Raw genomic sequence first — 23,046 nt, 5'->3', positions numbered from 1 at the left:
CGGCGGCCCGGACCGGACGGCGTGGGTCAGCGCGGCCCCGGCGCGCCGGCCAGCGCGCGCTGGAAGAAGCCCGCCACCTGGGCGTTGAAGTCCGCATGGAAGGCCACGCGGTCGAAGCCGGGGGCGTCGCGGCAGAGGTCGGGGGCGGCCTCCGCCATGGCGGCCGGGCAGGGGGCCAGGAACGCGAAATGCCCGGCCCCGGCCACCCGGTGCCACTCCACGGCCACCGGCAGCGCGCGGCGCAGCGCCGCCACGTCGGCCGGCTCCACCCCGTCGCCGCCGTGCGCCGATGCCCACAGCTGCAGCGGCACCGAGACGGCCTTCAGCCCTTCGGCGCCGAAGAGGTTCAGCGGATCGGCCGCCACCACGGCCCGGACGCGGGGATCGCGCACCGGCGGCTGCGGCCATTCGCGGCGGCGCAGCTCCCCGCACAGCGGCACCGCCGAGCCGGGCGCGCACAGGCGCCGTGCTTGGGTCCAGTCTGGAACGGCGCCGGCCGCCACCAGGGCCGTGTAGCCGCCGCGCGAGAAGCCGAAAACCCCGACCCGGCCGGCATCGAGCACGCCGCGGCCGGGCCATCCGCCGAGCAGGTAATCAAGCGATCGCCGCAGATCGGCGGGCCGCGTGGCGAATGCCGACAGGTGGCCCTGGCGGCCGAGGTCCTGGAAATGGTCGCCCGGGTGGTTGATCGCCGCCACGACGAAGCCTGCGTCCGCCAGTGCGGCAGCCGTGTCGTGGTGGCCGAGGAACGAGCCGCCCGAGCCGTGGGAGAGCAGGATCAGCGGGAGCCGTTGGCCGGCCACCGGGCAGTTCTCGGTGCCCTGGAGGGTGATGGGCCCGAGTGGAATCGGCCCCGGGGGCGCTGCGCAGGGCGACCAGACCGCGCCCCGCAGCGCGGGGCCGTCCGTACCGGCCGGCACGCGGATGAACTGGAACCCCGCCGCCTGGCACAGGCCTGCCGCGAGGCACGCGGCGGCCAGCAGCAGCGCGCGGAGGCGGTGGGTGCGTGCCATCCGCCTCATCCCAGCGCGAGCGGGCGGGCGCCCGGCAGCGCGCGGGGCGCCACGGGCGCGTCGCCGCCCAGGGCCAGCGGGATGCGGAACACCGACACCGAGGTCTCCAGCCGCCGCGCCTGCTCATGCAGGCTGGAGGCCGCCGCGGCGCCTTCCTCGACCAGCGCGGCGTTCTGCTGCGTGGCCTGGTCCATCTGCGCCACGGCCTGCCCCACCTGGAGCACGCCGTCGCTCTGTTCGGAGCTGGCCACGCTGATCTCGCCCACGATCTCGCTCACGCGGCGGATCTCGGTGACGATTTCCGTCATGGTGGCGCCGGCCTGGGCCACCAGGCTCGCGCCCTTGTCCACCTTTTCCACGCTGCCCACGATGAGCCCGCGGATCTCCTTGGAGGCCGCCGCGCTGCGCTGCGCCAGCGTGCGCACCTCCGCGGCCACCACGGCGAAGCCGCGGCCCTGCTCGCCGGCACGGGCCGCCTCGACGGCTGCATTGAGCGCGAGGATGTTGGTCTGGAAGGCGATGCCGTCGATCACGCTGGTGATCTCGGCGATCTCGCGGGAACTGGCGCTGATCTCCTGCATGGTGCTCACCACCTGGTCGACGATCCGGCCGCCGCGGCCCGCCACCTCGCTCGCGCCGGTGGCCAGCTCGCTCGCCACGCGGGCGTTGTCGGCATTGGTGCGCACCGTCGCGCTGAGCTGCTCCATCGCGGAGGCGGTCTCCTGCAGCGCGCTGGCCTGGGTCTCGGTGCGGCGGCTCAGGTCGGCGTTGCCCGTGGCGATCTCGCTGGAGCCCGTGGAGATGGAGTCGGAGGCCAGCCGCACGTCGCTCACGATGTGCGCGAGCGTGGAATGCATGCTCGCCAGGGACGCCAGCACGCTGCCGGGCACCACCGGGCCCTGCTGGCGCATCGGAGAGAGGTCGCCGCTCGCCACCTGCTCGGCGATCTCGCGCAGCTCGGCCGGCTCGCCGCCGAGCGAGCTGGTGAGCTTGCGCGTGATGAAGATGCCCGCCAGCGTGGCGGTGACCAGGGCCACGAGCGCGCAGGCGATGAGCGCCGTCCGCTGCCCGTTGAGCCGCGTGGCCGCCTCGTCCGTGAGGCGGTGCGCCGTCTGCTCGGACAGCTGGGTGTAGGCATGGGTCGCGGCGGAGAAACGGTCCAGCAGCGGCCGGCATTCCTTGTTGAGCTTGACGATGGCCGGTTCGCGTTCGCCGCGCACCCCCATGTCGATGATGGACAGCGCCACCGGCGCATAGCTCTGCTCGATCCGCTCCATGTCGGCCACCAGCGTCCGGGCGGGCTCGGACGCGTCCGTGGCCTGGGCCGTGAGCTGCTTGAGCGAGGCCAGCGTCTGCTGCACCTGCGCGTGCGCCTGCTCTGCGCGTGCTTTTTCGGCCTGGGCGTCGGCGGGCGAGGTGGCCAGGACGATGTTGCGCGCGGCGATCGCCCGCGCCTCGACGGCGGCCCGCAGGTGCGACGCCATCGCGGTGCGCGCATCGATGCCGTGCACGTAGTCGTCGAACCGCAGTTTCGCGTCGCTCAGCGCGACCAGCCCGAACAGCGACATGAAGAAGATCAGTACGGCCATAGCGCCAAATGCAGCGAGCAACTGCGTGCGCACCCTTGCGTTCTTCATCATGGGAAACCCTCCGTAATCCGTGGAATGCGCCACCGGCCGGTGGCTCATCCATTTCATAGCCGAACGCTATGGAGAGGGAAGATCTTTTCTATGAATTTGCGCAAATACCACTGCGCGGTTTCAGCGGGGCGTGGCCGCACCCTCGGGCGCCGTGGCCTGTGGCGTGGCCTCTTCGAACCGGTCCACGCGCCGCAGCGGCTTGAAGATCCAGGCCCAGGCGCCCACCACCCCCAGGGTGCACACCCCGCCCAGCACGGCGGCGGGTACGGCACCCAGCCACGAGGCGCTGGTGCCCGCGCGGAATTCGCCGAGTTCGTTGGAGGATCCGATGAAGAGCATGTTGACCGCGCTCACCCGGCCGCGCATCGCATCGGGCGTGGAAAACTGCACCAGCGAGCCGCGGATGTACACGCTCACCATGTCGGCCGCGCCCGCCACGATCAGTGCGGCGAACGACAGCCAGAACACGGTCGAGAACGCGAACACGAGGTTGGCCAGCCCGAAGACGGCCACGGCGATGAACATCGTGGCGCCCACGCGGCGGTTGAACGGCCGCATGCTGAGGTAGAACCCCATGCCCACCTCGCCCATGGCCATCGCGCTGCGCAACGCGCCCAGGCCCTCGGGGCCCACGTGCAGCACCTCGTGCGCGTAGATGGGCAGCAGCGCCACCACGCCGCCCAGCAGCACCGCGAACAGGTCCAGGGAGATCGTCCCGAGGATGATCGGCCGCGAACGGATGAAGCGGATGCCCGCGCCGAAGCGCTCGCGCATGGTGCCCAGCACGGGCCCGAGCGGCGCCGCATGGGCCACCGGTACGCGCAGCAGCAGCGCCGCGCCGGCCGTGAACGAGGCGAAGCAGATCGCGTAGGTCAGCTCGCCGCCGCCGGCGGCATACAGCAGCCCGCCGATGAACGGGCCCGCGATGGTGGCGGTGCGCATCAGCATGGTGTTGGCCGCGATGGCCGAGGCGAGCTGCTCGCGCGGCACCACCTGCGGCAGCAGGCTCTGCATGGCCGGGGCCGAGAACGCACGCGAGGCGCCGAAGAGCACCAGCACCGCATAGATGCCCGCCACACCCGCGGCGCCGTGGCCGGCCAGCCACCACAGCAGCGCGCTGCAGACGGCGCCCACCGACCAGCTCGCGCAGAGGATGCGCTTGCGCGGCACCCGGTCGATCAGATCGCCGGCCGGCAGCAGCAGCGCCAGCATGGGCAGGAACTGCGCCAGGCCCACATAGGCGAGCGCCATCGGTTCGCGCGTCAGGTCGTAGACCTGCCAGGCCACCACCACGGCCTGCACCTGCGTGGCGAACATGGCCACCACGCGCGAGACGATGAACGACAGGAAACCGGCGTGCCGGTAGATGCTGGGGGGGCGGGAGGAGGCGGGGGCGGGCTGCGGAGCGGACGGAGGAACAGGCACGGCGCGGGGGCCCGAAGGCGCGGAACAACGCCGGCACGGCCCGCACCGGTCAGGCAGACCCGGGGCGCGGCCGCGAAGGCGATGGAAGAGTCGGTGGAAGGAGCGGTCCGCACGGGATGCGGACTGCGGGCGAGCCCCGGATGCTACCGCCTCGCCCGCGGCCGCGCCCGGAATGTGCCGCCGGCGGGTCGGCAGGGGGCGGTGGGCGGCGTCAGCGTCTGGCGCGGCGCCGGTAGTCCCAGGGGGCCTGGGGACGCGCCTGCGACCACAGTCCCGCGCGGCGCGCCTGGGCCTGCCGCTGCAGCGCCGCCAGCCGCGCATCGGGCCGGGAGCGCGGCGCATATACCCAGGCGAGCCCCGAGCCCACCTGCGCGCCGGCCACGTCCTGCCCGGCGCAGCGCACGTGGGCGACCGTGCGGCCGTAATCGTCGCGCGCCACGGTGCGCAGTTGCGCCGTCTGGCGCAGGCACAGCCGCAGCAGCGCCGCGCGGGCGCGGTCGCCGAAGGCCTGGCGGCGCTCCGGCGCGTCGATGGCGGCGATGCGCACCCTGACGGGCCGATGGTCTCCGCAGCGGGCGGTGAGGGTGTCGCCATCGCTCACGGCGATGACGAGGCAGAGCAGGGCGGAAGCGGCGAGGGGCATGGCGCAGGAAAAAAGCGGCGAACTATACGGCCCCGCGGCGCACGCCCGGGGCGCGGTGTGTCGTTTCGTTCGGCCGCGGCACGCCATGCCGCGCAGGGCGCTGCGCCGCGGCCACAGCTGGATACACTTGCCCGCGCTTTCGCGGCTGCCGGCGCCCGCCGGGCTGCGTGCCAGCCGCCGATCCCCCTTCTTTTCGTGCCGTTCCATCCCATGCCTTTTTCTTTCCTGCAACGCGCCGGCTCCGGCGCCCGATGGGCCGCCGCCGCGGCCATGGCGATCGCCGGCATCGCCTGGCCGCTGCTGTCCGCCGCCAAGGACGAGCCCTGGGGCAAACGCATGGTGGAAGTGGTCGAGATGCCCACCGAGGCGCTGGTCCGGCTCGCTCGGTTCCAGGAGAAGAAGGGCGAGGTCGCGGCGGCGGGTCTGCCGCCGGGTGGCATGGTGTTCGCCGACACCCAGGCCTACACCGGCCCGGAGATCGACCTGCCCGCAAGCGGCAATCCCTACACCCTCGTGCTGAAGGTCTCCGGCGTTGCCCTGAACGACGGCGACGCGGGATCGCGCTGGATGGCCGGCTGGTCCATCGACGGCAGCGCCCGGGTGAACATCGTTCCGGAAATCGTGCGCAAGGGCGTGCGCGCCGGGCAGGCGGTGGAGATGGCGGGTGCGGCGCCGCCGGTGAGCTTCAAGGCCGACCGCCGGCTCGCGCCCGTGGCCGAATTCGCCGCCGCCCGCAACCTGCGCATCGACCGTGTGCGCATCGAGGTGTGGTCGGGCATGCGCGCCTCCTCGCCGGTGGAGATGGTGATGGCCTGGGCGCCGCTGCTGACCGGGGTGGTCTTCCTGGCGCTGTTCTTCTGGTGGCGCCGCCGCTGAGCCGCGGCGCTGCCCGTCAGATCCCGAGCGGCTGGCCGGGCTTCCAGGCGTCGGCGCGGCGCTTCGCTTCCGCGGTGTCGTGGGTGCCCAGCGTGGCGGTCAGCCGGGCCTGCGTGGATCGCGAGGCGAAGGCGCTGTGGCCGGCGGGCAGGAGCGGGTCTTCCGGGCCCTGGGCCGCCTGGGCGCGTGCGGCCAGCTCCAGCAGCATCCAGGCATCGATCGGGCGCTGCAGCACGGCATCGCCGCCGCGCGCATAGAGCGCGCCCAGGCTGTAGAGGGCGGACGCATCGCCCTGCCGCGCGGCGCGCAGGTACCAGTGCTCGGCGCGCGAGAGCTGGCGCGGCTCGCCGTCGCCGGCCTGCTCATAGAGCGCGCCCAGGCGCACGGCCGCCAGGGCAGAGCCCGACCCGGCCGCCTGCTCCAGCCAGCGCACGGCCTCCGGCCGGTTCCGGGGGATGCCGCGCGACTCGGTCAGCATCGTGCCCAGCAGCACCATCGCGCGCGCGTGGCCGGCCTCGGCCAGCGCCTGCACGGCGGGCAGTTCGGCCATGCCCTGGCTGCTGCGCCAGGTGCGATGAAGGTCGCTGATGCGCGTATCCAGGTCCTGCGCCTCGCGCACCTGCGCCACCTGGGCCGCGCGGGCATCGGCCTCCTGGCGTGCGGCGCGGTCGGCAGCGCGCTGCCGGTCGTGGCCGGACTTCCAGACCAGCAGCCCGCCCAGCACCGCGGCCGCGCCCAGCAGGGCCAGCCAGATCCAGGGCCAGTCGCGCATGGTCTTCGCGCGCCGCGCCGGCATCCCTGCCGCGGCCACGGGCGCTTCGCTGCGCTGCCGCCGCGAAGCGCCGGCCGCCACCGTGCCGGAGGACTCCGGTGCCGTGCGCGGCGAGACCGGCGCGGGTGCCCTGGCCTTGCTGTAGGCCACGCCGCAGCGCGGGCATTGCCAGGCCGCGGCGGTGTCGGACGGCTGCCGGCGGTAGTGGCAGCGCGGGCAATCCTGCGCGGCGGCATCGGCCGCAGCGGGGGCGGGGGCCGCGCCGGCCGGGCCGCCGGTGTCCATCGGTACCAGCGACAGGTTGTCCAGCGCCAGGGCGGCCGGTGCGGTGGATGGGCTGCGGGGGGCGCCCGGGCCGGAAGGTGCGGCCGTCGTTCGTGGTTCGCCGGTCATGGCTGTGCGGTAGGGCGGATGCGGAAGAAGGGGCGGTGGGGTCGGGCGGTGGGCACGGCGGGAGCGTGCGTGCGGGCGCGATTGTCACCGAGCGGCGGGCGCCGCATGGCCTTGCTCGAAAAACGCGCAAGGCCATGCGGTGCCCGGGGGCCAAGATGGCGCCTTTTGCCATGGCCCAGACCCTGCGGATGCCTTCCCCGAACCCTTCTGCGCTTTCGCCCATTCCCCGCCGCGCCGTGCTGTGCGCCCTCGTGGCCGCGGCCTGCACGGGCCTGGCGGCCTGCGGCGGCAGCGACGGCTCCGACCTGATCGCGCGCGACGATTTCTCGGGCGGCACCGCCCGCTGGAAGATCGAGCAGCAGGATGCCGCCGGCACGGTCACCGCCACGGGCGGCGTGCTGGACATCGTCCAGCCCTCGGGGGCCACGCTGTGGTTCCGCCAGCCGTTCGCGGGCGACTACGAGATCCGCTTCACCGCCACGCCGATTCCGGCCACCTTTGCCGGTACGCGGTTTGTGGACCGCATCTCCGACCTGAACATGTTCTGGAACGCCACCGATCCGCGCACTGCGGACGGCGACCCCACGCGCGGCACGTTCGACGGCTCCCTCAACGCCTACAACCCGGTCCGGCTCTACTACGTGGGCTTTGGCGCCAACGGCAACACCACCACGCGCCTGCGCCGCAACGACGGCACCGACAGCCGCCCGCAGATCACCGGCTATGCCGCGCCCGGCAGCGCCACGGCCGACGACCGCGCCGGCGCCATGACCGCCGCCACCACGCTGGTGGCCGGCCAGCCGACGCGCGTGCGCATCGTCTCGCGCGCCGCCACCGCGGGCGACCCGGCCACGCTGCGCTGGTATGCGAACGACGCGCTGGTGTTTTCGTACGCCGACCCATCGCCCTACCGGGAAGGCTGGTTCGCGCTGCGCACCACCACCAGCCATTTCCAGATCCGCGATTTCGAGGTGCGGCGCCTGGCGCCAGGGGCCTGAGCGCGCCGCGCTCCGGCCAAGAGCGGCCAACAAAACTCAGCGAAGCGGTTCTGGCCAGGCGCTGCGTCGCAGGCAGTACGGGTAGTACGACAAGACGCGGCAACAACGCCAGAAGAGTTTTGCTGGCCGCTTCAAGGGCGTGGCAGTACGGGCGCCGCGTCGGCCCAAGTGCCCGGCGCGAGCCCTTCCAGCGCATACGGCCCGATGGCCGCGCGCACCAGCCGCAGCGTGGGGTGCCCCACGGCGGCCGTCATGCGCCGCACCTGCCGGTTGCGGCCCTCGCGGATCACGAGTTCGATCCAGGTGTCGGGGATGTGCTGGCGCACGCGGATCGGCGGGTCGCGATCGCCCACGGGCGGCGCGGCCTCCAGCCGCCGCGCCTGCGCGGGCAGGGTGGGCCCGTCGTTCAGTGGCACGCCCTGCCGCAGCGCCTGCAGCGCGGCCTCGTCCGGCACGCCCTCCACCTGCACCCAGTAGGTCTTGTCCATCTTGAACCGCGGATCGGCGATGCGCGCCTGCAGCGCGCCGTCGTTGGTGAGCAGCAGCAGGCCCTCGCTGTCGGCGTCGAGCCGGCCCGCCACGTACACGCCCGGCAGGTCGATGAAATCCTTCAGCCCGCGCCAGCGGCCCTCGGGCGTGAACTGGCTCAGCACGCCGTAGGGCTTGTGGAAGCGCAGCAGGCGGGTGGGTGCGGCCGGGCCGGGGCGGGGGGCGGAGCGCAGGGAAGAATGGCGGGGCATCGGTGCAGGAGAGGGCGGAGACGGGGTGGCTGCGGCGAGTGTAGGGACAGATGCGGCGCGGGCCGGCGGAAAGGCGCAGCGGCCAACCTAGAATCGCCGCCTTCTACAGGGATGGACAGCATGCAGGACAAAGACCAGGCCGCCGCGTTGGCGCAGCAGGTGATTCACAACATCGAACGAGTTCTCAAGGGCAAGCGCGCGCAGATCGAACTGGCCCTGGCGGCCATCGTGGCCGGCGGGCACGTGCTGATCGAGGATGTTCCCGGCCTGGGCAAGACCATGCTGGCGCGCGCGCTGGCGGTCTCCATCGGCCTGTCGTGCAAGCGGATCCAGTTCACGGCCGACCTCATGCCGTCCGACATCCTGGGCGGGCCGGTCTACAACCCCAAGGACGGCAGCTTCACGCTGCGGCCCGGGCCGGTCTTCAGCCACGTGGTGCTGGCCGACGAGATCAACCGCGCCAACCCCCGCGCGCAGTCCGCACTGCTCGAATGCATGGAGGAAGGGCAGATCACGCTGGACGGCCAGACCCTGCGCCTGCCCGCGCCCTTCGCGGTGATCGCCACGCAGAACCCCATCGACATGGCGGGCACGTACCCGCTGCCCGAGGCGCAGCTCGACCGGTTCCTCGTCCGCCTGTCGCTGGGCTATCCCGATGCGCAGACCGAGGCCGGGCTGATCCACGACCAGCAGTTCGCGCACCCGATCGAGCAACTCCGGCCGGTGTGCGATGCCGCAGGGTTCGCGCGGCTGGCGGCGCAGGCGCATGCGGCGGCGATCACTCCCGAGGTGGCGGCGTTCATCGCCGGCATCGTGGGGGCCACGCGGCAGCACCCCGGCATCCGGGCCGGTGCCAGTCCGCGCGGCACGCTGGGGCTGGCCCGGGTGGCGCGCGCGTTGAGTTGCATCCGCGGCCGCGACTACGTGGATCCTGCCGTGGTGCGCGAGGTGGCGCCCGCCGTGCTGGCCCACCGCATCGTGCCGCACAACCAGGGGGCTCCCGCCCGGCCGCCGGCCGCGCTGATCGAGGAGATCCTGCAGAGCCAGCGCACGCCCCGTTGACGATGGAACGGTGGCTTTCACGCCCGCGCGTGCTGATCGCGCTCTCGGCGGTGCTGCTGGCGGCCGCGCTGAACCGGCAGGACCCGACTTTCTACGGCATGTTCCTGTTCCTGGGCATGGTCACGCTGCTGGGCTTTTTGCTGCCCTGGCTGTCGCTGCGCGGCACCACCGTCCACCTGCCCGAGGCGCAGGTCCGGGTGCTGGAGGAAGGCGAACCGTGCCCCCTCGGCCTGCGGCTGGAGCGCGCCGTGCCCTGGCCGGCCTTCATGGTGGAGATCGAGACCGAGTGGGAATGGGCGGGCCGGCGGACCGTCCGCCGCCACGTCGTGCCCCTGCTGCGTGCCGGTCGGCCCGTGGATGGCCTGGAAGCGGGCTTTGCCTGCCGGGGCCACTACCGCCTGACGGCGGTGCGGCTGTCGAGCAGCTTCCCGCTGGGGCTGGTGCGCGCGGGGCACCGCGCCGCGGTGGGCGACGTGGCGGTGCGCGTGCGGCCCCGTGCGGTGCCGCTGCGCTGGCCCGTGCCCTGGATCGCCGTCGAAGACCCGTTGGGCGAACGCACCACGCGGGCCGTGGGGCCGTCCTACGAGCTGGGCAGCCTGCGTGCCTGCCAGCCGGGCGAGGCCGTGGCGCGCGTGAGCTGGCCGGCCTCGGCGCGGGCCGGGCAACTGATCCTGCAGCAGTTCCTGCACACGGGCTCGGTCCGGCTGCGCCTGCTGGTGGCGCTTTCGGCCGGGCACGGCGTGGGTGATCCGGACAGCGAGGCGGAGCAGGCGGTGCGCATGGCGGTGGGGCTGTGCGACGCGGCCCTGCTGCAAGGCGTGCAGGTGTGGCTGGGCAGCGGCCCCGGCCGCAGGGTGCTGCAGACACCGGGCGAGGTGCGCGACGTGTTCTCCGGGGCAGTGGATGCGGAGGGCGGCTGGATCCCCGCCGCCTTGGCCCTGGCGGCAGAGGTGCGTGCCGGCGAGCAGGTCGCCGTGGTCCTGCCGGCCGGCACCGCGCCCGACGTGGCGGTGCGTGCGCTGCAGTCCTTCGCCGCAGTGCGCTGCCCGCTGGTGGTGTGCATCGCCACCGCCCCCCGGCCGGAGGGCGCCAGCGCGCCCGGAGGGGCGGCGTCCACGCGCCTTGGCGATGCGGTGCTGCGCGCGGGCTTCGGCGTTGCGCTGGCGGAGGTCGCATGAGCCGCGCACCTACCGCTGTGAAAGCGTCCGCGGCCCCGGAATCGGCGCCGCTCGCAGGGGCCGGGCCCGTGCTCCTGGCAGGTGGATGTTTCGTCTGCGTGGCCTGGGCCTTCGCCTACCTCGACCGGCGCCACCACGGCTTCGGTACCGAGTCGCTCCTGTGGCTCGGATGGGCGCTGTGCGGCTTCGGCGCGGGCGCATGGCACCGGTCGCGCGGCGGCCGCACCGCATCGGCCGTGGCGCGCGGCATGGCCGTCCTGGGCGTGCTCGTGCTGCTGGTGGGCCCGCTGATGTACACGTTTCCCCGGTGGGTCTGCCTCGCCCTGCTGGTCGCCACCGGGGCGCGCGCCCCGCGCATGGCCACCGAGCGCGACCTGCACCTGGCCCTGGTGGCCGTCTTCGCCGTGAGCTTCATGGTGGCGTCCCACTGGAACGCCAACTGGACCCTCTGGCTCTACCTGGGCCCCGCCTGGTGGCTGGGCGGCCTGGCGCTGGCGTGGCAGCACGCGGCGCGCGGCGGGCTGTCCTGGCGGGTGACGCTGCCGCTGACCGGTGCGTTCATCGGCACCGCCCTGGTGCTGGCCTGCGCGCTGTTCCTGTTCGCGCCGCGTCCCCCGGTGCTGGGTTTCGGGTTCCTGCCCCCGGGCGCCGACAGCGGGCTGTGGAAGCCGCCTGCGGGCTCCGCAAGCGCCGGGCCGTCTGGGCCCCAGGCACCGTCCGGAGGCGGCGGCGCTGCGGCAGCGTCTTCGGGTGCCGCCGATCCGTGGGAGCGGATGCTGGGGCAGATGCGCGCCGAGCTGGGCCGCGATTTCACGATGCCGGCCTGGCAGCGCGAGCTGCTCCAGGGCCTCGTCGATGGCGCGCAGCGCGCCATGAACGCGGCCCGCGCCGCGGCGGCGGCCGTTCCGCCCTGGCTGCTGGCGCTGGTGGTGTTGCTGGCGTGGTGGCTGTGGCGGCAGCGCAGGCGGATCGCGTGGACGGCATGGCTGGTGCTGGCCGCGCTCCTGGCCGGATGGCGGCCCCTGCGGTCGATGCAGTGCACGGTGCGGGCCATGGACGCCTGCCTGCGCGGCACCGGGCATCCCGAGGCCCCGGGGCAATCGCTGCGCGAGCACTGGCTCGGTGCGGCGACCGATTCCGCGGTGGCGCGCCGCTGGACCGAAGAGGCCCTGGAGCGCTACGGCGCCGTCCGGTTCGGCCGCAGCCGGGCGACGGCCCGGGACGCGCGTTACCTGTACCAGGCCGTGCAGGCCGTGGGCGACATCCGCTGGCGCACGAAAACGCCGCGCCGCGCGAGGGCCCGACGACCTGCGGGCACACGGGAGGTATGAAGTGTTTTGTGCTCCATGCCGCCGGATTCATTGAATAGTTTGCTATCAATTAGATAGCGGATGGCCATCATGCCGGCAGGAACAGCGCCGGGTCCACCATCGTGCGGTTGAGCATCACGCCCCAGTGCAGGTGCGGCCCGGTGACGCGGCCGGTGGCGCCCACCTTGCAGAAGGCCTCGCCGGTCTGGAGCGTGTCGCCCACCTGCACGTCGATGGCGCTCAGGTGGCAGACCATGGTGAGCAGGCCGCCGCCGTGGTCCAGCCAGACGGTGCCGCCGTTGAAGAAGTAGTCGCCGGTGTCGATCACGCGGCCCGGCAGCGGCGCCACCACCGGCGTGCCCGTGGCCGCCGCGATGTCCATGCCGCTGTGCGGATTGCGGGCCTGCCCGTTGAACACGCGGCGCAGGCCGAACGAACTGGAGCGCCGGCCCGGCACCGGCTGGCGCATCGCGAGGCCGTCCGCCGCCGGCAGCGGCGTGCTGAAGGCTGCCACCACCTGCTGCTGGTGGGCGCGCTCGCGCTCGAAACGCGCCGTGTCCTGCTCGGAGAGATCCACCGTGCGCGGGGCCACGGTCAGCCGCTGCTCCCGGTACTGCTTGGGTGCCACGGTGTAGTGGATGGTGCGCGGTGCCTCGCCCGCCACCTGCACGCGGACCGATGCGGTGCCCACGGGCGCCGACAGCGGGATGCCGACGATGGCCGTCCATTCGATCATGTCGCCCACCACCAGGACCGGCACGTCGCCCGCATGCGCCTGCGGCCGCTCCGCCGCGGGCCCGAGCGAGAGCCGCGCCACGCCGCCCGGCACTGCCAGCGCGCGCGGCCAGACGCCGGCCGCCGCGGCGCGTGCGCCGGATGCGGCACGGTCGGCGGCCCGAGCCGGCCAGGCCTGCGCGGCCACCAGGGCCGCGCCGGCACCGATCATCCGGCGGCGCGACAGCGGCCGGGCCGCCTCTGGCCGGTGGGCGGTGCCTGCGTCTGCAGTGAAGGAATCGTGGGCGGCAAGAAGGGACGTCGAAGGCATGGGAGGTGCGGGCGGAACGGACGGAGCTGGCGGCGCGGGAGAGGTGGCCCTCGGAGCTGGGCAGCCCGCGCCGCCGCCAGTGTAGGCGGCTGGAGGCGTCCGCCTACAGCCCCTGCAGGGGCCGCCTTCGACAATCGCCGCCATGCAAAAACATGGCCGCATGCTGCGCGTAGCGCTGCTCACCTTCCTCGCGACCGCTGCCGCCGCGCTGCTGGTGCTCAATTTCACGGCTGGGGAAAAGCAGGTCCAGCAACAGCTCCCGCGCCTCTACACCACCGCCAGCCCGCAGTTCGACCGCGCCATGGGCAACCTGCTCGGCCCCGGCGTGCTGGGCGGCAACGAGGTGACCGACCTGCAGAACGGCGACCGCATCTTCCCGCCCATGCTGGCGGCCATCCGCGCGGCAAAGAAGACCGTCACCTTCGAGACCTACATCTACTGGTCGGGCGACATCGGCAAGCAGTTCGCCGATGCGCTCAGCGAGCGCGCCCGCGCCGGGGTGAAGGTGCACGTGCTGCTCGACTGGGTGGGCAGCTCGAAGATGGAAGACAGCTACCTGGACGAGATGAAGGCAGCGGGGGTGGAGATCGAGAAATTCCACAAACCGCACTGGTACAACCTCGCGCGCCTGAACAACCGCACGCACCGCAAGCTGCTCATCGCCGACGGCGTGGTGGGCTTCACGGGCGGCGTGGGCATCGCGCCGGAGTGGACCGGCGACGCCCAGGACCCGCAGCACTGGCGTGATTCGCACTACATGGTGCGCGGCCCTGCGGTGGCGCACATGCAGGCCACCTTCCTCGACAACTGGCTCAAGGTGACCGGCCAGGTGCTGCACGGCGACGCGTACTTTCCGGCCCTGGAGCCCGTGGGCCCGCACCGCGCGCAGATGTTCTCCAGCTCGCCGTCGAGCGGCAGCGAGAGCATGCAGCTCATGTACCACATGGCCATCACCGCGTCCGAGCGCAGCGTGGACCTCTCGGCCGCGTACTTCGTGCCCGACGACCTGACCTTGAGGCTCCTGATGGATGCGCTGCAGCGCGGCGTGCGCGTGCGCATCGTCACCCCCGGCGAGCACACCGACACCGAAACGGTGAAGGCCGCCTCGCGCGGCACCTGGGGGCCGCTGCTTGCGGCCGGCGCCGAGATCTACGAATACGGGCCCACCATGTACCACTGCAAGGTGATGATCGTGGACCAGCGCATGGTGTCGGTGGGCTCCACCAACTTCGACAACCGCTCGTTCCGGCTGAACGACGAGGCCAACCTCAACGTGTACGACGAAGCGTTCGCACGCCGCCAGACCGAAGTGTTCGAGCAGGACATCCAGCGCTCGCGCCGCGTGACCCACCAGGACTGGCTGAACCGGCCCTGGACGGAAAAGCTGCACGAGAAGGTGACGGGACTGATCGGGTCGCAGCTCTGAAGAAACGGGCGACGGTGGGCCGGCAGGAATGGCGGGCTGACCCAGTAGAGGAGCCCGCCATGGCGTTGCCTGGATAGAGAAGGGGCAGGGGGCCGGCAGCGGTCACGCCCATCTGGCGGACGGATCAGCGACCGGGGATGCGCAGGTGTTTTGCGACGAGTTCCTCCAGCTTGGGCCACAGCTCCGCGCGAAGCTGCTCTCTGATTTTTGCCGCGGCAGGCCGTGACATCGATTCCATCGGCGATGACTGGGCAACGCTGATCCCCGTGGGGATGTGGACCAGTTTCACTTCCACGCAGCGTTTGGTTTTTGAGGGATGCCCATGCGATTTCGAGTAACCGCCGACATTCGATACGTACACATCGGCGTCATGGAGTTTCCAGTTTTTCATGCGGCTGGCTGCGATGTGAAAGAGACGGGTAGCACCCTTGCCATCAGACCTGCCGGCTGGCGCTCGAGCAGCGCCTCGGAGTGCGACCGCGCGGCGTGCGTGCGATCGGTCGCGTGTCCGGCGGGCGCCTACTGTTCGGCGGCTTCTTTTTTCTTCTTCTTATCCTGGTCGTAATGCCACTTGATGGCGAAAAACATGCCCGTGCCGAACACGAGAACCTTGAACACGATGAAGACTATCGGGACCCAATCCATCTTGGAGTATTTCCTGGCGGCTGATTGACACTGTTTGTCGCGATCGTAGCAAGCCGATGGGCGGGAAGCGCTGGACATTCTGTCCCACCCGGTCCGGAAAGCAGCGTGCTGAATGCCCATGCTCCCGCACCTCCTGCGTGGCTGCACCCGGCGGGAACGCGCCGCCCGCGCCGCCAGTCGCCGTCAGCCCGGGATCTCTGCCTCGACCAACAAGGCCAGCAACTGCAGAGACTCCTGCCATCCGAGGTAGCAGGCCTCGGTGGGGATCATGGCGGGAATGCCTTCCTGCACCACCGACAGATCGGTGCCCACGGGCACCGCCTTGAGCTGGATGGTGGTGCGCATCTCGCCGGGCAGGCCGGTCGCGTCGAAGCGGTCCGTGTGCACGATGCGTTCGCCCGGCACCAGTTCGAGGTATTCACCGCCGAAGGCATGCACCTGCCCGTTGCCGAAGTGCGTGAACTGCATGCGGTAGCGCCCGCCCACGCGGGCATCGATCTCCAGCACCTTGCCGGTGAAACCGTGCGGGGGAAGCCACTTGGCCATGGCGTCGGGATCGAGGAAGGCGCGGTAGATGCGGTCGGCCGGTGCACGCAGCACGCGGTGCAGCCTGACGGTGCCGGTGGGGTCTGGGGTGGGGGCGCTCATGGGCAGTTCTCCTTGGGGCGGCGGCGGGGTTGGATCCCGGGAACCGGCACCCTAACTGGCCTGCTGCCGCGATTCAAGAGGGTTGATGCCAGGGGCCGCCGTGCCCCGTTTCACGGCGCCGGTGGGGCCGCGCCGATGAAGCCCACCACGTCGTCCAGCACTGGGGCCAGCCAGCGCAGCGGCCAGGCGAAGGCACCGATCAGTGTGGCGTGGTTCACGCGGTCGTACATCTTCAGGGTGACGGGCACGCCGGCCGCCTCCAGCCGGCCCGCCAGCTGCCGCGTGCTGCGCTCGGGGCTCACCAGCCGGTCCTTGAGGGGGGCGCCCAGGAAGCTGCGCGGCGCCTGCGGGTGCGCGAAACCGATGGGCTGGGCGTTCGGCGGATAGTCGGGGTGGAAGAACACCGGCTGCGCATCGGGGTTGTCGGTGGGGAAGAAATCGTACGGCCCCGCCAGGCCGATCCACCCGGCCAGCTCGCGCGGCGTGTGGCCGGCGGCCTGCAGCCAGCGCCCATCCAGCGCCACCATGGCCGCGTTGTAGCCGCCCGCGCTGTGGCCCATCGCAAACACGCGCTTCGGGTCGCCTCCCAGCCGCGCCGCATGGTCCAGGCCGTAGGCCACGGCGAGGGCGCTGTCCACCAGGAAATCCGGGTAGCGCACTTCGGGGTAGAGCCGGTAGTCGGCCACCAGCGTGAGCACGCCGCGCGCCGCGAGCGCCTCGCCGACGAACCGGTAGTCGGCGCGCTCGCCGCTGTTCCACGAGCCCCCATAGAAGAAAACCACCACCGGCCAGCCCCCGGCCGGTGCGGCGACGCGCGGGCGGTACACATCCAGGCGCTGGCGCGGCAGCGGCCCGTAGGCCACGGCGGCTTCGACCGTGTGCGTGCCCTGCGCGGTGAGCGCATTCAGCGTGCCCACGCCCGAGCAGCCAGCCATCGTGGCCACCAGGGCCAGCGCGCCCGCGGCCCGCAGTGCCGCTCGCATCCAGGGGTTTCGGGAAGCTGTCATGTCGCGCCTTGGGTGTCGGGAGAAGGTGGTCCGGAGCGGCTGCTGGCCGGAGCGGCGCGGTGGGGCGCCAGCGCTGTGGATTGTCGAAGGGCCGAAGGCGTGTTGCCGTCGGAGGCCGCGCCGCCGTGCCGTGCGGCCAGCGCGCACCGGGTTCGCCGGCTGGCGGCTCCGGAGGCGCGAGGGGGCTCCCGGGTCAGCCGGCGTTCGCCGTCCACTCCACCCGGTAGCTGGCATCGCCCTCGGCCCACGCTGTCAGGCGGTCGATGTTCGGGTGCTTGCCGGGGTGCGCCTGCGCATCGGCGGTGTGCTCGGCATACCACTCCAGCCCCAGGCGGGCACCTGCCGGCGGGATGGAGCCGCCATACAGCGCGGCCAGCGCGTGGTACACGGCCAGCGAGCCGGCCTGGCCGGGCTTGTTTTCCAGCGTGGCGATCGGCTGGCCCTGGCCATCGAGCATGCGCAGCGATGCGATGTGGGCGACGGAGGGCAGTTGCTGGAGGCGTTCGGAGAATTTCATGGGAGAAAAAAAGAAAGGAAATGGGTTAACGGTGGCCAAACACAGCGGGGCCCGCACCTTCCGGCGCGGGCCCCGCAACGCGAAGGCGCGACCTTATCGCAAACCGCGCGTCATCGCTTCTTCAGATCGAAACGGTCCAGGTCCATCACCTTGGCCCATGCGGCGGCGAAGTCACGCACGAACTTGGATTCGGCACCGTTCTGCGCATACACCTCGGCCAGCGCCCGCAGTTGCGAGTTGGAGCCGAAGACCAGGTCGGCGCGCGTGGCCGTCCATTTCACCTCGCCGCTCTGGCGGTCGCGGCCTTCGTAGAGGTCGTTCGCTTCCGAGGCGGGGCGCCATGCGGTGCGCATGCTGAGCAGGTGCACGAAGAAGTCATTGGTGAGCTGCCCGGGGCGCTTCGTGAACACGCCGTGGTGCGAGCCCTCCCCATGGGCGCCCAGCACCCGCAGCCCGCCCACCAGCACCGTGAGTTCCGGTGCGCTCAGCGTGAGCAACTGCGCACGGTCCACCAGTAGCGCCTCGGCCGGAATGGCATAGGTCTTCTTCTGGTAGTTGCGGAAGCCGTCGGCCTGGGGCTCCATGGCTGCAAAGGATTCCACATCGGTCTGGGCCTGCGACGCATCGGTGCGGCCGGGCGTGAAAGGCACCTCGATCGCATGGCCTGCCGCCTTCGCGGCCGCTTCCACGGCGGCGCAGCCACCCAGCACGATCAGGTCGGCCAGCGACACCTTCCTGCCGCCCGCCTGCGCCGCATTGAACGCGCCCTGGATGCCTTCGAGCACCGAGAGCACCCGGGCGAGCTGGGCGGGCTGGTTCACTTCCCAATCCTTCTGCGGCGCGAGGCGGATGCGTGCGCCGTTGGCCCCTCCGCGCTTGTCCGAACCGCGGAACGTGGAGGCCGATGCCCATGCCGTGGACACGAGTTCCGCCACCGTCAGGCCGGAGGCCAGCACGCGCGCCTTCAGGTCGGCGATGTCCTTCGCGTCGATGGGAGCGCCGTCCGCTGCGGGCAGCGGGTCTTGCCAGACCAGTTCTTCGGCGGGGACTTCGGGGCCCAGATAGAGCGGCTTGGGGCCCATGTCGCGGTGCGTGAGCTTGAACCAGGCACGGGCGAACGCATCGGCGAACGCCTGCGGGTCCTGGTGGAAGCGGCGCGAGATCTTTTCGTAGACCGGGTCGAAGCGCAGCGACAGGTCGGCCGTGGTCATCATCGGCGCATGCTTTTTGGACGGGTCGTGGGCGTCGGGAATCATGTGCTCGGGGCGCACGTCCTTGGCCACCCACTGGTGGGCTCCGGCGGGGCTCTTGGTCAGCTCCCAGTCGTAGCCGAAGAGCATGTCGAAATAGCCGTTGTCCCAGGTCGTGGGATTGGGCTTCCAGGCGCCTTCGATGCCGCTGGTCGTTGTGTGCACGCCGAAGCCGGATTCGAACCTGTTGGTCCAGCCCAGGCCCTGCTCGGCGATGTCCGCGCCTTCGGGCTCCACGCCCACGAGCGTGGGGTCGCCTGCGCCGTGCGCCTTGCCGAACGTATGGCCGCCGGCCACGAGCGCCACGGTTTCCTCGTCGTTCATCGCCATGCGGGCGAAGGTCTCGCGCACATCGCGGCCCGAGGCGATCGGGTCGGGGTTGCCGTCCGGGCCCTCGGGGTTCACGTAGATCAGGCCCATCTGCACGGCGGCCAGCGGGTTGTCGAGCTGCCGCTCGCCGGAGTAGCGGCTGTTGGCCTTGTCGCTCGTCGCCAGCCACTGTTCTTCGGCGCCCCAGTACACGTCTTCTTCGGGCTGCCAGATGTCGGCACGGCCACCGGCGAAGCCGAAGGTCTTGAAGCCCATGGATTCCAGCGCCACGTTGCCCGCCAGGATCATCAGGTCGGCCCAGGAGATCTGGTTGCCGTACTTCTGCTTGATGGGCCAGAGCAGGCGGCGCGCCTTGTCCAGGTTGCCGTTGTCGGGCCAGCTGTTGAGCGGCGCGAAGCGCTGGTTGCCCGTGCCGCCGCCCCCCCGGCCGTCGGCCGTGCGGTAGGTGCCGGCGCTGTGCCAGGCCATGCGGATGAAGAGGCCGCCATAGTGGCCCCAGTCGGCAGGCCACCAGTCCTGCGAATCGGTCATCAGCGCCGTGAGATCGGACTTGAGCGCGGCGTAGTCGAGCTTCTTGAATTCTTCGGCGTAATCGAAGCCGGCATCCATCGGGTTGGACGCGGGAGCGTGCTGGTGCAGGATGCCCAGATTCAACTGGTTGGGCCACCAGTCTCGGTTGGTGCGGCCCCGGGCCGGAATGCGCGGCTTGGCGGCGGAAGAGGTCTGCGCGCCGGAGAACGGGCACTTGGATTCACTGCTCATGGGTCACTCCTTTTTTGCTTCTGTGTCGGTCGTATGTGGATCAGACGGCCACGGATGAGAAGGATAGGTCTATCAAATTCATTTTTCCATTGAAGAAAGCTAATTTCTGCAATCAAGGAGTGCTATCCCGTGCGGTCGTGTTTGATGCTGAGCCTGGCCAGAGCGATCCGGACGAAGCGGGAGGGACGCCTGCAAAGCGATGCCATACTGCACGGATGGGCAGCAGGCGCGGTACAGCGCCGCCGCCTGAATCACCAGGCAAAAGCGCGCACAGGGAGGGACAGCGCATGGAGCACCGCTTCGGAGGGCGGCTGAAGAACTGGAATGCCGAGCGCGGCTTCGGCTTCGTCGTGGCCGACGACAGCGGGGCCGAGTTGTTCGTGCACATCTCGGCCTTTCAGCGGCGCGATATCGTCCCTTCGGTGGGAGAGCCCCTGACCTTCGAAGTGGAGCCCGACCGCGAGGGCCGCCGGCGCGCCGTGCGCGTGCTGCGCAGGGGCGAAGTGGCCGGTGGCGCATCCGTCCACCCCTTCCATGCGCCGATCCAGCGCACGTCGGAAGGCGCTGAGCGGCACCGCCGCGATTCCGATGGCGCGGCTAGCCGTCCCGGCAGGTTCTATTCCGCCGTCGCCGTCCTGTGCATCGTGGGCGTGCTCGCCTGGATGGGGTACTCCCCCGCCATGCGAACGGCGGTGGAACAGGGGGCATCACTGCCTGCACCCCTGGCCTCTACCGACGTTGCCAAAGAGACGATGCCGGCAGGCTTTCGCTGCGATGGGCGCAAGTACTGCTCGCAGATGACTTCATGCCGCGAGGCAAAGCTGTTTCTGAAGAACTGCCCGGGCACGCAGATGGACGGGAACGGGGATGGGGTGCCTTGCGAGCAGCAGTGGTGTGTCGGGTCGAAATGACCCCCAGGAAATTTCCCCCTGGAAAAGCCGATGGCTCTTCCAGGGCGCCGGGTTTTCCGGTGGCCGAAGCCGTCACTTCCCCCAGGAATCCTTCAGCCCGGTCACCCGGTTGAACACCGGCTTGCCCGCTGCATGGTCCTTGCGGTCCGCCACGAAGTACCCGAACCGCTCGAACTGAAACTTCTCGTCCGGCTTCGCCTGCGCCAGTGATGGCTCGACATAGGCCTTCACCACCTTCAGGCTGTCCGCGTTCAGCAGTGCGAGGTAGTCCTTGCCCCCGGCATCGGGTTGCGCGTCGGTGAACAGCCGGTCATACAGCCGCACTTCGGCTTCCACGCCATCGGCCACGCCCACCCAGGTGATGGCGGCCTTCACCTTCACGCTGTCGGCGCCGGACGTGCCGCTCTTGGTGTCGGGCACCACGGTGGCCTGCACCTGCGTGACCTTGCCTTCGGCATCTTTCTCGCAACCGGTGCATTCGATCACGTAGCCGCCCTTCAGGCGCACCTTGTTGCCGGGGAAGAGGCGCTTGTAGCCCTTGGGCGGGGTTTCCTCGAAGTCTTCGCGCTCGATCCACACTTCCCTGCCCAGGGTGAAGTGGCGCACGGGCGCCTCGGAGCCTTCGGGCGGATGGGGCAGGGCCGGCAACTGGCAGGGCTCCAGGTGGCCGGCGCCGAAGACCTCGTCCCAGTTGGTCAGCACGAGCTTGACGGGGTCGAGCACGGCCATGCCGCGGTGCGCCTTGTTTTCCAGGTCTTCGCGCAGGCAGCCCTCGAGCGTGCCGTAGTCGATCCACGAATAGTCCTTGGTCACGCCGATGCGTTCGCAGAAGAGCTGCAGGGCCTCGGGCGTGTAGCCCCGGCGGCGCAGGCCGACGATGGTGGGCATGCGGGGGTCGTCCCAGCCGCCCACGGTGCCGCTGTCCACCAGGTGCTTGAGCTTGCGCTTGCTGGTGACCACGTACGTGAGGTTGAGCCGCGCAAATTCGTACTGCCGCGGCTGGGGCGTGGCGATCAGGCCGCCCTCGGCGAGCCGGTCCATCAGCCAGTCGTAGAAAGGCCGCTGGTCTTCGAATTCCAGCGTGCAGATGCTGTGGGTGATGCGTTCCAGCGCGTCCTCGATGGGGTGCGCGAAGGTGTACATGGGGTAGATGCACCACTGGTGGCCGGTGTTGTGGTGCTCGGCGTGCTTGATGCGGTAGATGGCCGGGTCGCGCAGGTTGATGTTGGGCGAGGCCATGTCGATCTTCGCGCGCAGCACGGCGGCGCCGTCGGGCAACTGGCCGGCCTTCATCTCGCGCAGGCGCGCAAGGTTCTCGGCGGGCGTGCGGCTGCGGTAGGGGCTGTCGATGCCGGGTTTGCCGAAGTCGCCGCGGTTGGCGCGCATTTCCTCGGGCGTCTGCTCGTCCACATAGGCATGGCCGGTTTCGACGAGGTATTCGGCCGCGCGGTACATGAAGTCGAAATAGTCGCTCGCCTGGTAAGGCGCGGCGCTGCCGGGCGTCTGGCCGATCTGCGCCCAGTCGAAGCCGAGCCAGCGCACGGCGTCGATGATGCTGTCGACGTATTCCTGGTCTTCCTTCTCGGGGTTGGTGTCGTCGAAGCGCAGGTGGCACACGCCGCCGTAGTCGCGCGCCAGGCCGAAGTTCAGGCAGATGCTCTTGGCGTGGCCGATGTGCAGGTAGCCGTTGGGCTCGGGCGGGAAGCGGGTGCGGATCTTCGCCGGGTCGGGCTGGCCGGCGGCGTGGTGGGCGGCATCGCCCGGGGTGCCGGCCCAGCGGGCCTGGGCGTGCGTGCCCTGGGCCAGGTCGGTTTCGATGATCTGGCGCAGGAAATTGCTGGGCTTGGCGGCTTCTGGCGGTGTGGGGGAGGGGGCGTGCGAACTCATCCCGCGATTCTAGGCGGCGGGCCCCGGCCGTAACTCCCTGCAACAATGGATGCAACGTCCGGAAACAAGATAGTGGGTGGTTTGTGCCATCCTTTCGGCCATGTGCTGCGTTAGTAGCGCACCGGGCCGCGTTTTCCGCCCTCCCTGCGCGGTAGGGGCCCAACTTCCAAGGAGATTTCCATGACCAAAAACCGTTCCCTCGCAGCCATTGCGGCCACGGCCGGGATGGGGCTGGCATTGCTGGCCGCATCGGGTGCCGCGCAGGCGCGCGATGTGTTCTGGTCCGTCGGCATCAATTCGCCGGGCGTGGTGCTCGGCGTGGGTGGCGGCCCTGGCGTCGTCTACGGCCCGCCGCCGGCCTATGTGGCGCCGCCGCCCGTGTATTACTCGCCGCCCGCTCCGGTCTACTACGCGCCCCCGCCCGTGGCCTATGTGCCTCCCCGTCCCGTTTATTACGCACCGCCGCCTCCGGTGGTGTATGGCGGTGGCTACGGGTACTACGGCCGGCCGCACTGGCACGGCGGTGGCCGGGGACACTGGCGCTGAGGTGGGCGCCGGGCCCCCGGAG

22 protein-coding genes are annotated in these 23,046 nt (G+C 71.2%); 8 read left to right on the top strand and 14 right to left on the bottom strand.

Annotation, left to right across the window (positions count from 1 at the left end):
* Positions 1–26 precede the first annotated feature (26 nt).
* From BM144_RS06070 to BM144_RS06055, 4 genes are all read right to left on the bottom strand, one after another.
* A complete protein-coding gene (locus BM144_RS06070; RefSeq protein ID WP_092950396.1) occupies positions 27–1,013 on the bottom strand; it encodes an alpha/beta hydrolase family protein in 987 nt (328 codons plus the stop codon).
* Between the two features lie 5 nt (positions 1,014–1,018).
* Positions 1,019–2,653, bottom strand: a complete 1,635-nt coding sequence (locus tag BM144_RS06065; protein WP_092950395.1) for a methyl-accepting chemotaxis protein — start codon at positions 2,651–2,653, stop codon at positions 1,019–1,021.
* Positions 2,654–2,773: 120 nt separating this feature from the next.
* On the bottom strand, positions 2,774–4,078 hold the full coding sequence (locus tag BM144_RS06060) for an MFS transporter (RefSeq protein ID WP_092950394.1): 1,305 nt from the start codon (positions 4,076–4,078) through the stop codon (positions 2,774–2,776).
* A 211-nt stretch (positions 4,079–4,289) separates the two neighbouring features.
* Entirely contained in the window at positions 4,290–4,721 is a 432-nt protein-coding gene (locus BM144_RS06055; protein ID WP_092950393.1) for a thermonuclease family protein, read from the bottom strand.
* Positions 4,722–4,931: 210 nt separating this feature from the next.
* On the opposite strand from BM144_RS06055, the gene BM144_RS06050 reads away from it, so the two are divergent.
* A complete protein-coding gene (locus BM144_RS06050; protein WP_092950392.1) occupies positions 4,932–5,597 on the top strand; it encodes a hypothetical protein in 666 nt (221 codons plus the stop codon).
* Between the two features lie 16 nt (positions 5,598–5,613).
* On the opposite strand, the gene BM144_RS06045 is transcribed toward BM144_RS06050, so the two are convergent.
* Positions 5,614–6,762, bottom strand: coding sequence for a tetratricopeptide repeat protein (locus BM144_RS06045; RefSeq protein ID WP_092950391.1), 1,149 nt, complete (start codon positions 6,760–6,762; stop codon positions 5,614–5,616).
* A 170-nt stretch (positions 6,763–6,932) separates the two neighbouring features.
* Between BM144_RS06045 and BM144_RS06040 the strand changes: the two genes are divergently transcribed.
* Positions 6,933–7,760: a DUF6250 domain-containing protein gene (locus tag BM144_RS06040; RefSeq protein WP_217644322.1), complete on the top strand. Its 828-nt coding sequence runs from the start codon at positions 6,933–6,935 to the stop codon at positions 7,758–7,760.
* A gap of 131 nt (positions 7,761–7,891) precedes the next feature.
* On the opposite strand, the gene BM144_RS06035 is transcribed toward BM144_RS06040, so the two are convergent.
* Complete coding sequence (locus tag BM144_RS06035) at positions 7,892–8,500, bottom strand: pseudouridine synthase (protein ID WP_092950390.1); 609 nt, start codon at positions 8,498–8,500, stop codon at positions 7,892–7,894.
* 120 nt (positions 8,501–8,620) lie between these two features.
* Between BM144_RS06035 and BM144_RS06030 the strand changes: the two genes are divergently transcribed.
* From BM144_RS06030 to BM144_RS06020, 3 genes are read left to right on the top strand one after another with little or no spacing between them, the layout of a single operon-like run.
* Positions 8,621–9,562 carry an AAA family ATPase gene (locus tag BM144_RS06030; RefSeq protein WP_092950494.1) on the top strand — a complete coding sequence of 314 codons (942 nt, stop codon included), beginning with the start codon at positions 8,621–8,623 and terminating at the stop codon, positions 9,560–9,562.
* 2 nt (positions 9,563–9,564) lie between these two features.
* A complete protein-coding gene (locus BM144_RS06025; protein WP_092950389.1) occupies positions 9,565–10,740 on the top strand; it encodes a DUF58 domain-containing protein in 1,176 nt (391 codons plus the stop codon).
* Positions 10,737–12,071 carry a DUF3488 domain-containing protein gene (locus BM144_RS06020; RefSeq protein ID WP_139225652.1) on the top strand — a complete coding sequence of 445 codons (1,335 nt, stop codon included), beginning with the start codon at positions 10,737–10,739 and terminating at the stop codon, positions 12,069–12,071. The genes BM144_RS06025 and BM144_RS06020 overlap by 4 nt, the downstream gene beginning before the upstream one ends.
* A gap of 67 nt (positions 12,072–12,138) precedes the next feature.
* Here the strand turns inward: BM144_RS06020 and BM144_RS06015 are convergent, their stop codons facing one another.
* Complete coding sequence (locus tag BM144_RS06015) at positions 12,139–12,996, bottom strand: peptidoglycan DD-metalloendopeptidase family protein (protein WP_092950387.1); 858 nt, start codon at positions 12,994–12,996, stop codon at positions 12,139–12,141.
* A 241-nt stretch (positions 12,997–13,237) separates the two neighbouring features.
* Between BM144_RS06015 and BM144_RS06010 the strand changes: the two genes are divergently transcribed.
* Complete coding sequence (locus tag BM144_RS06010) at positions 13,238–14,521, top strand: phospholipase D-like domain-containing protein (RefSeq protein WP_175525961.1); 1,284 nt, start codon at positions 13,238–13,240, stop codon at positions 14,519–14,521.
* A 124-nt stretch (positions 14,522–14,645) separates the two neighbouring features.
* Here the strand turns inward: BM144_RS06010 and BM144_RS22635 are convergent, their stop codons facing one another.
* The 6 genes from BM144_RS22635 to katG all read right to left on the bottom strand — a co-directional run bounded on the left by BM144_RS22635 (position 14,646) and on the right by katG (position 19,680).
* Entirely contained in the window at positions 14,646–14,912 is a 267-nt protein-coding gene (locus BM144_RS22635) for a hypothetical protein (RefSeq protein ID WP_139225651.1), read from the bottom strand.
* A 128-nt stretch (positions 14,913–15,040) separates the two neighbouring features.
* Positions 15,041–15,286, bottom strand: a complete 246-nt coding sequence (locus tag BM144_RS22630; RefSeq protein ID WP_139225650.1) for a hypothetical protein — start codon at positions 15,284–15,286, stop codon at positions 15,041–15,043.
* A 63-nt stretch (positions 15,287–15,349) separates the two neighbouring features.
* Complete coding sequence (locus tag BM144_RS06000) at positions 15,350–15,814, bottom strand: SRPBCC family protein (RefSeq protein WP_092950384.1); 465 nt, start codon at positions 15,812–15,814, stop codon at positions 15,350–15,352.
* 110 nt (positions 15,815–15,924) lie between these two features.
* Positions 15,925–16,821 carry an alpha/beta hydrolase gene (locus BM144_RS05995; protein ID WP_217644321.1) on the bottom strand — a complete coding sequence of 299 codons (897 nt, stop codon included), beginning with the start codon at positions 16,819–16,821 and terminating at the stop codon, positions 15,925–15,927.
* Between the two features lie 193 nt (positions 16,822–17,014).
* Positions 17,015–17,338 carry a DUF2322 family protein gene (locus BM144_RS05990; RefSeq protein WP_092950382.1) on the bottom strand — a complete coding sequence of 108 codons (324 nt, stop codon included), beginning with the start codon at positions 17,336–17,338 and terminating at the stop codon, positions 17,015–17,017.
* 110 nt (positions 17,339–17,448) lie between these two features.
* Positions 17,449–19,680: a catalase/peroxidase HPI gene (katG, locus tag BM144_RS05985; RefSeq protein WP_092950381.1), complete on the bottom strand. Its 2,232-nt coding sequence runs from the start codon at positions 19,678–19,680 to the stop codon at positions 17,449–17,451.
* Between the two features lie 287 nt (positions 19,681–19,967).
* Between katG and BM144_RS05980 the strand changes: the two genes are divergently transcribed.
* Positions 19,968–20,591 (top strand): excalibur calcium-binding domain-containing protein, encoded by a 624-nt coding sequence (locus BM144_RS05980; RefSeq protein WP_217644320.1) that lies wholly within the window; start codon positions 19,968–19,970, stop codon positions 20,589–20,591.
* A gap of 72 nt (positions 20,592–20,663) precedes the next feature.
* Here the strand turns inward: BM144_RS05980 and BM144_RS05975 are convergent, their stop codons facing one another.
* On the bottom strand, positions 20,664–22,478 hold the full coding sequence (locus tag BM144_RS05975) for a glutamine--tRNA ligase/YqeY domain fusion protein (protein ID WP_092950379.1): 1,815 nt from the start codon (positions 22,476–22,478) through the stop codon (positions 20,664–20,666).
* Positions 22,479–22,658: 180 nt separating this feature from the next.
* Here BM144_RS05975 and BM144_RS05970 point away from each other — a divergent pair, with 180 nt between their 5' ends.
* Positions 22,659–23,024, top strand: coding sequence for a hypothetical protein (locus BM144_RS05970; protein ID WP_092950378.1), 366 nt, complete (start codon positions 22,659–22,661; stop codon positions 23,022–23,024).
* Positions 23,025–23,046: the final 22 nt, after the last annotated feature.

Origin of the sequence: Paracidovorax konjaci (genome assembly GCF_900112675.1) — a bacterium.
In the GTDB taxonomy this organism is placed as follows: Bacteria; Pseudomonadota; Gammaproteobacteria; order Burkholderiales; family Burkholderiaceae_C; genus Paracidovorax; species Paracidovorax konjaci.
The sequence above is the reverse complement of the archived record's forward strand: the minus strand, read 5'-3'. Positions and strand labels throughout refer to the sequence as shown.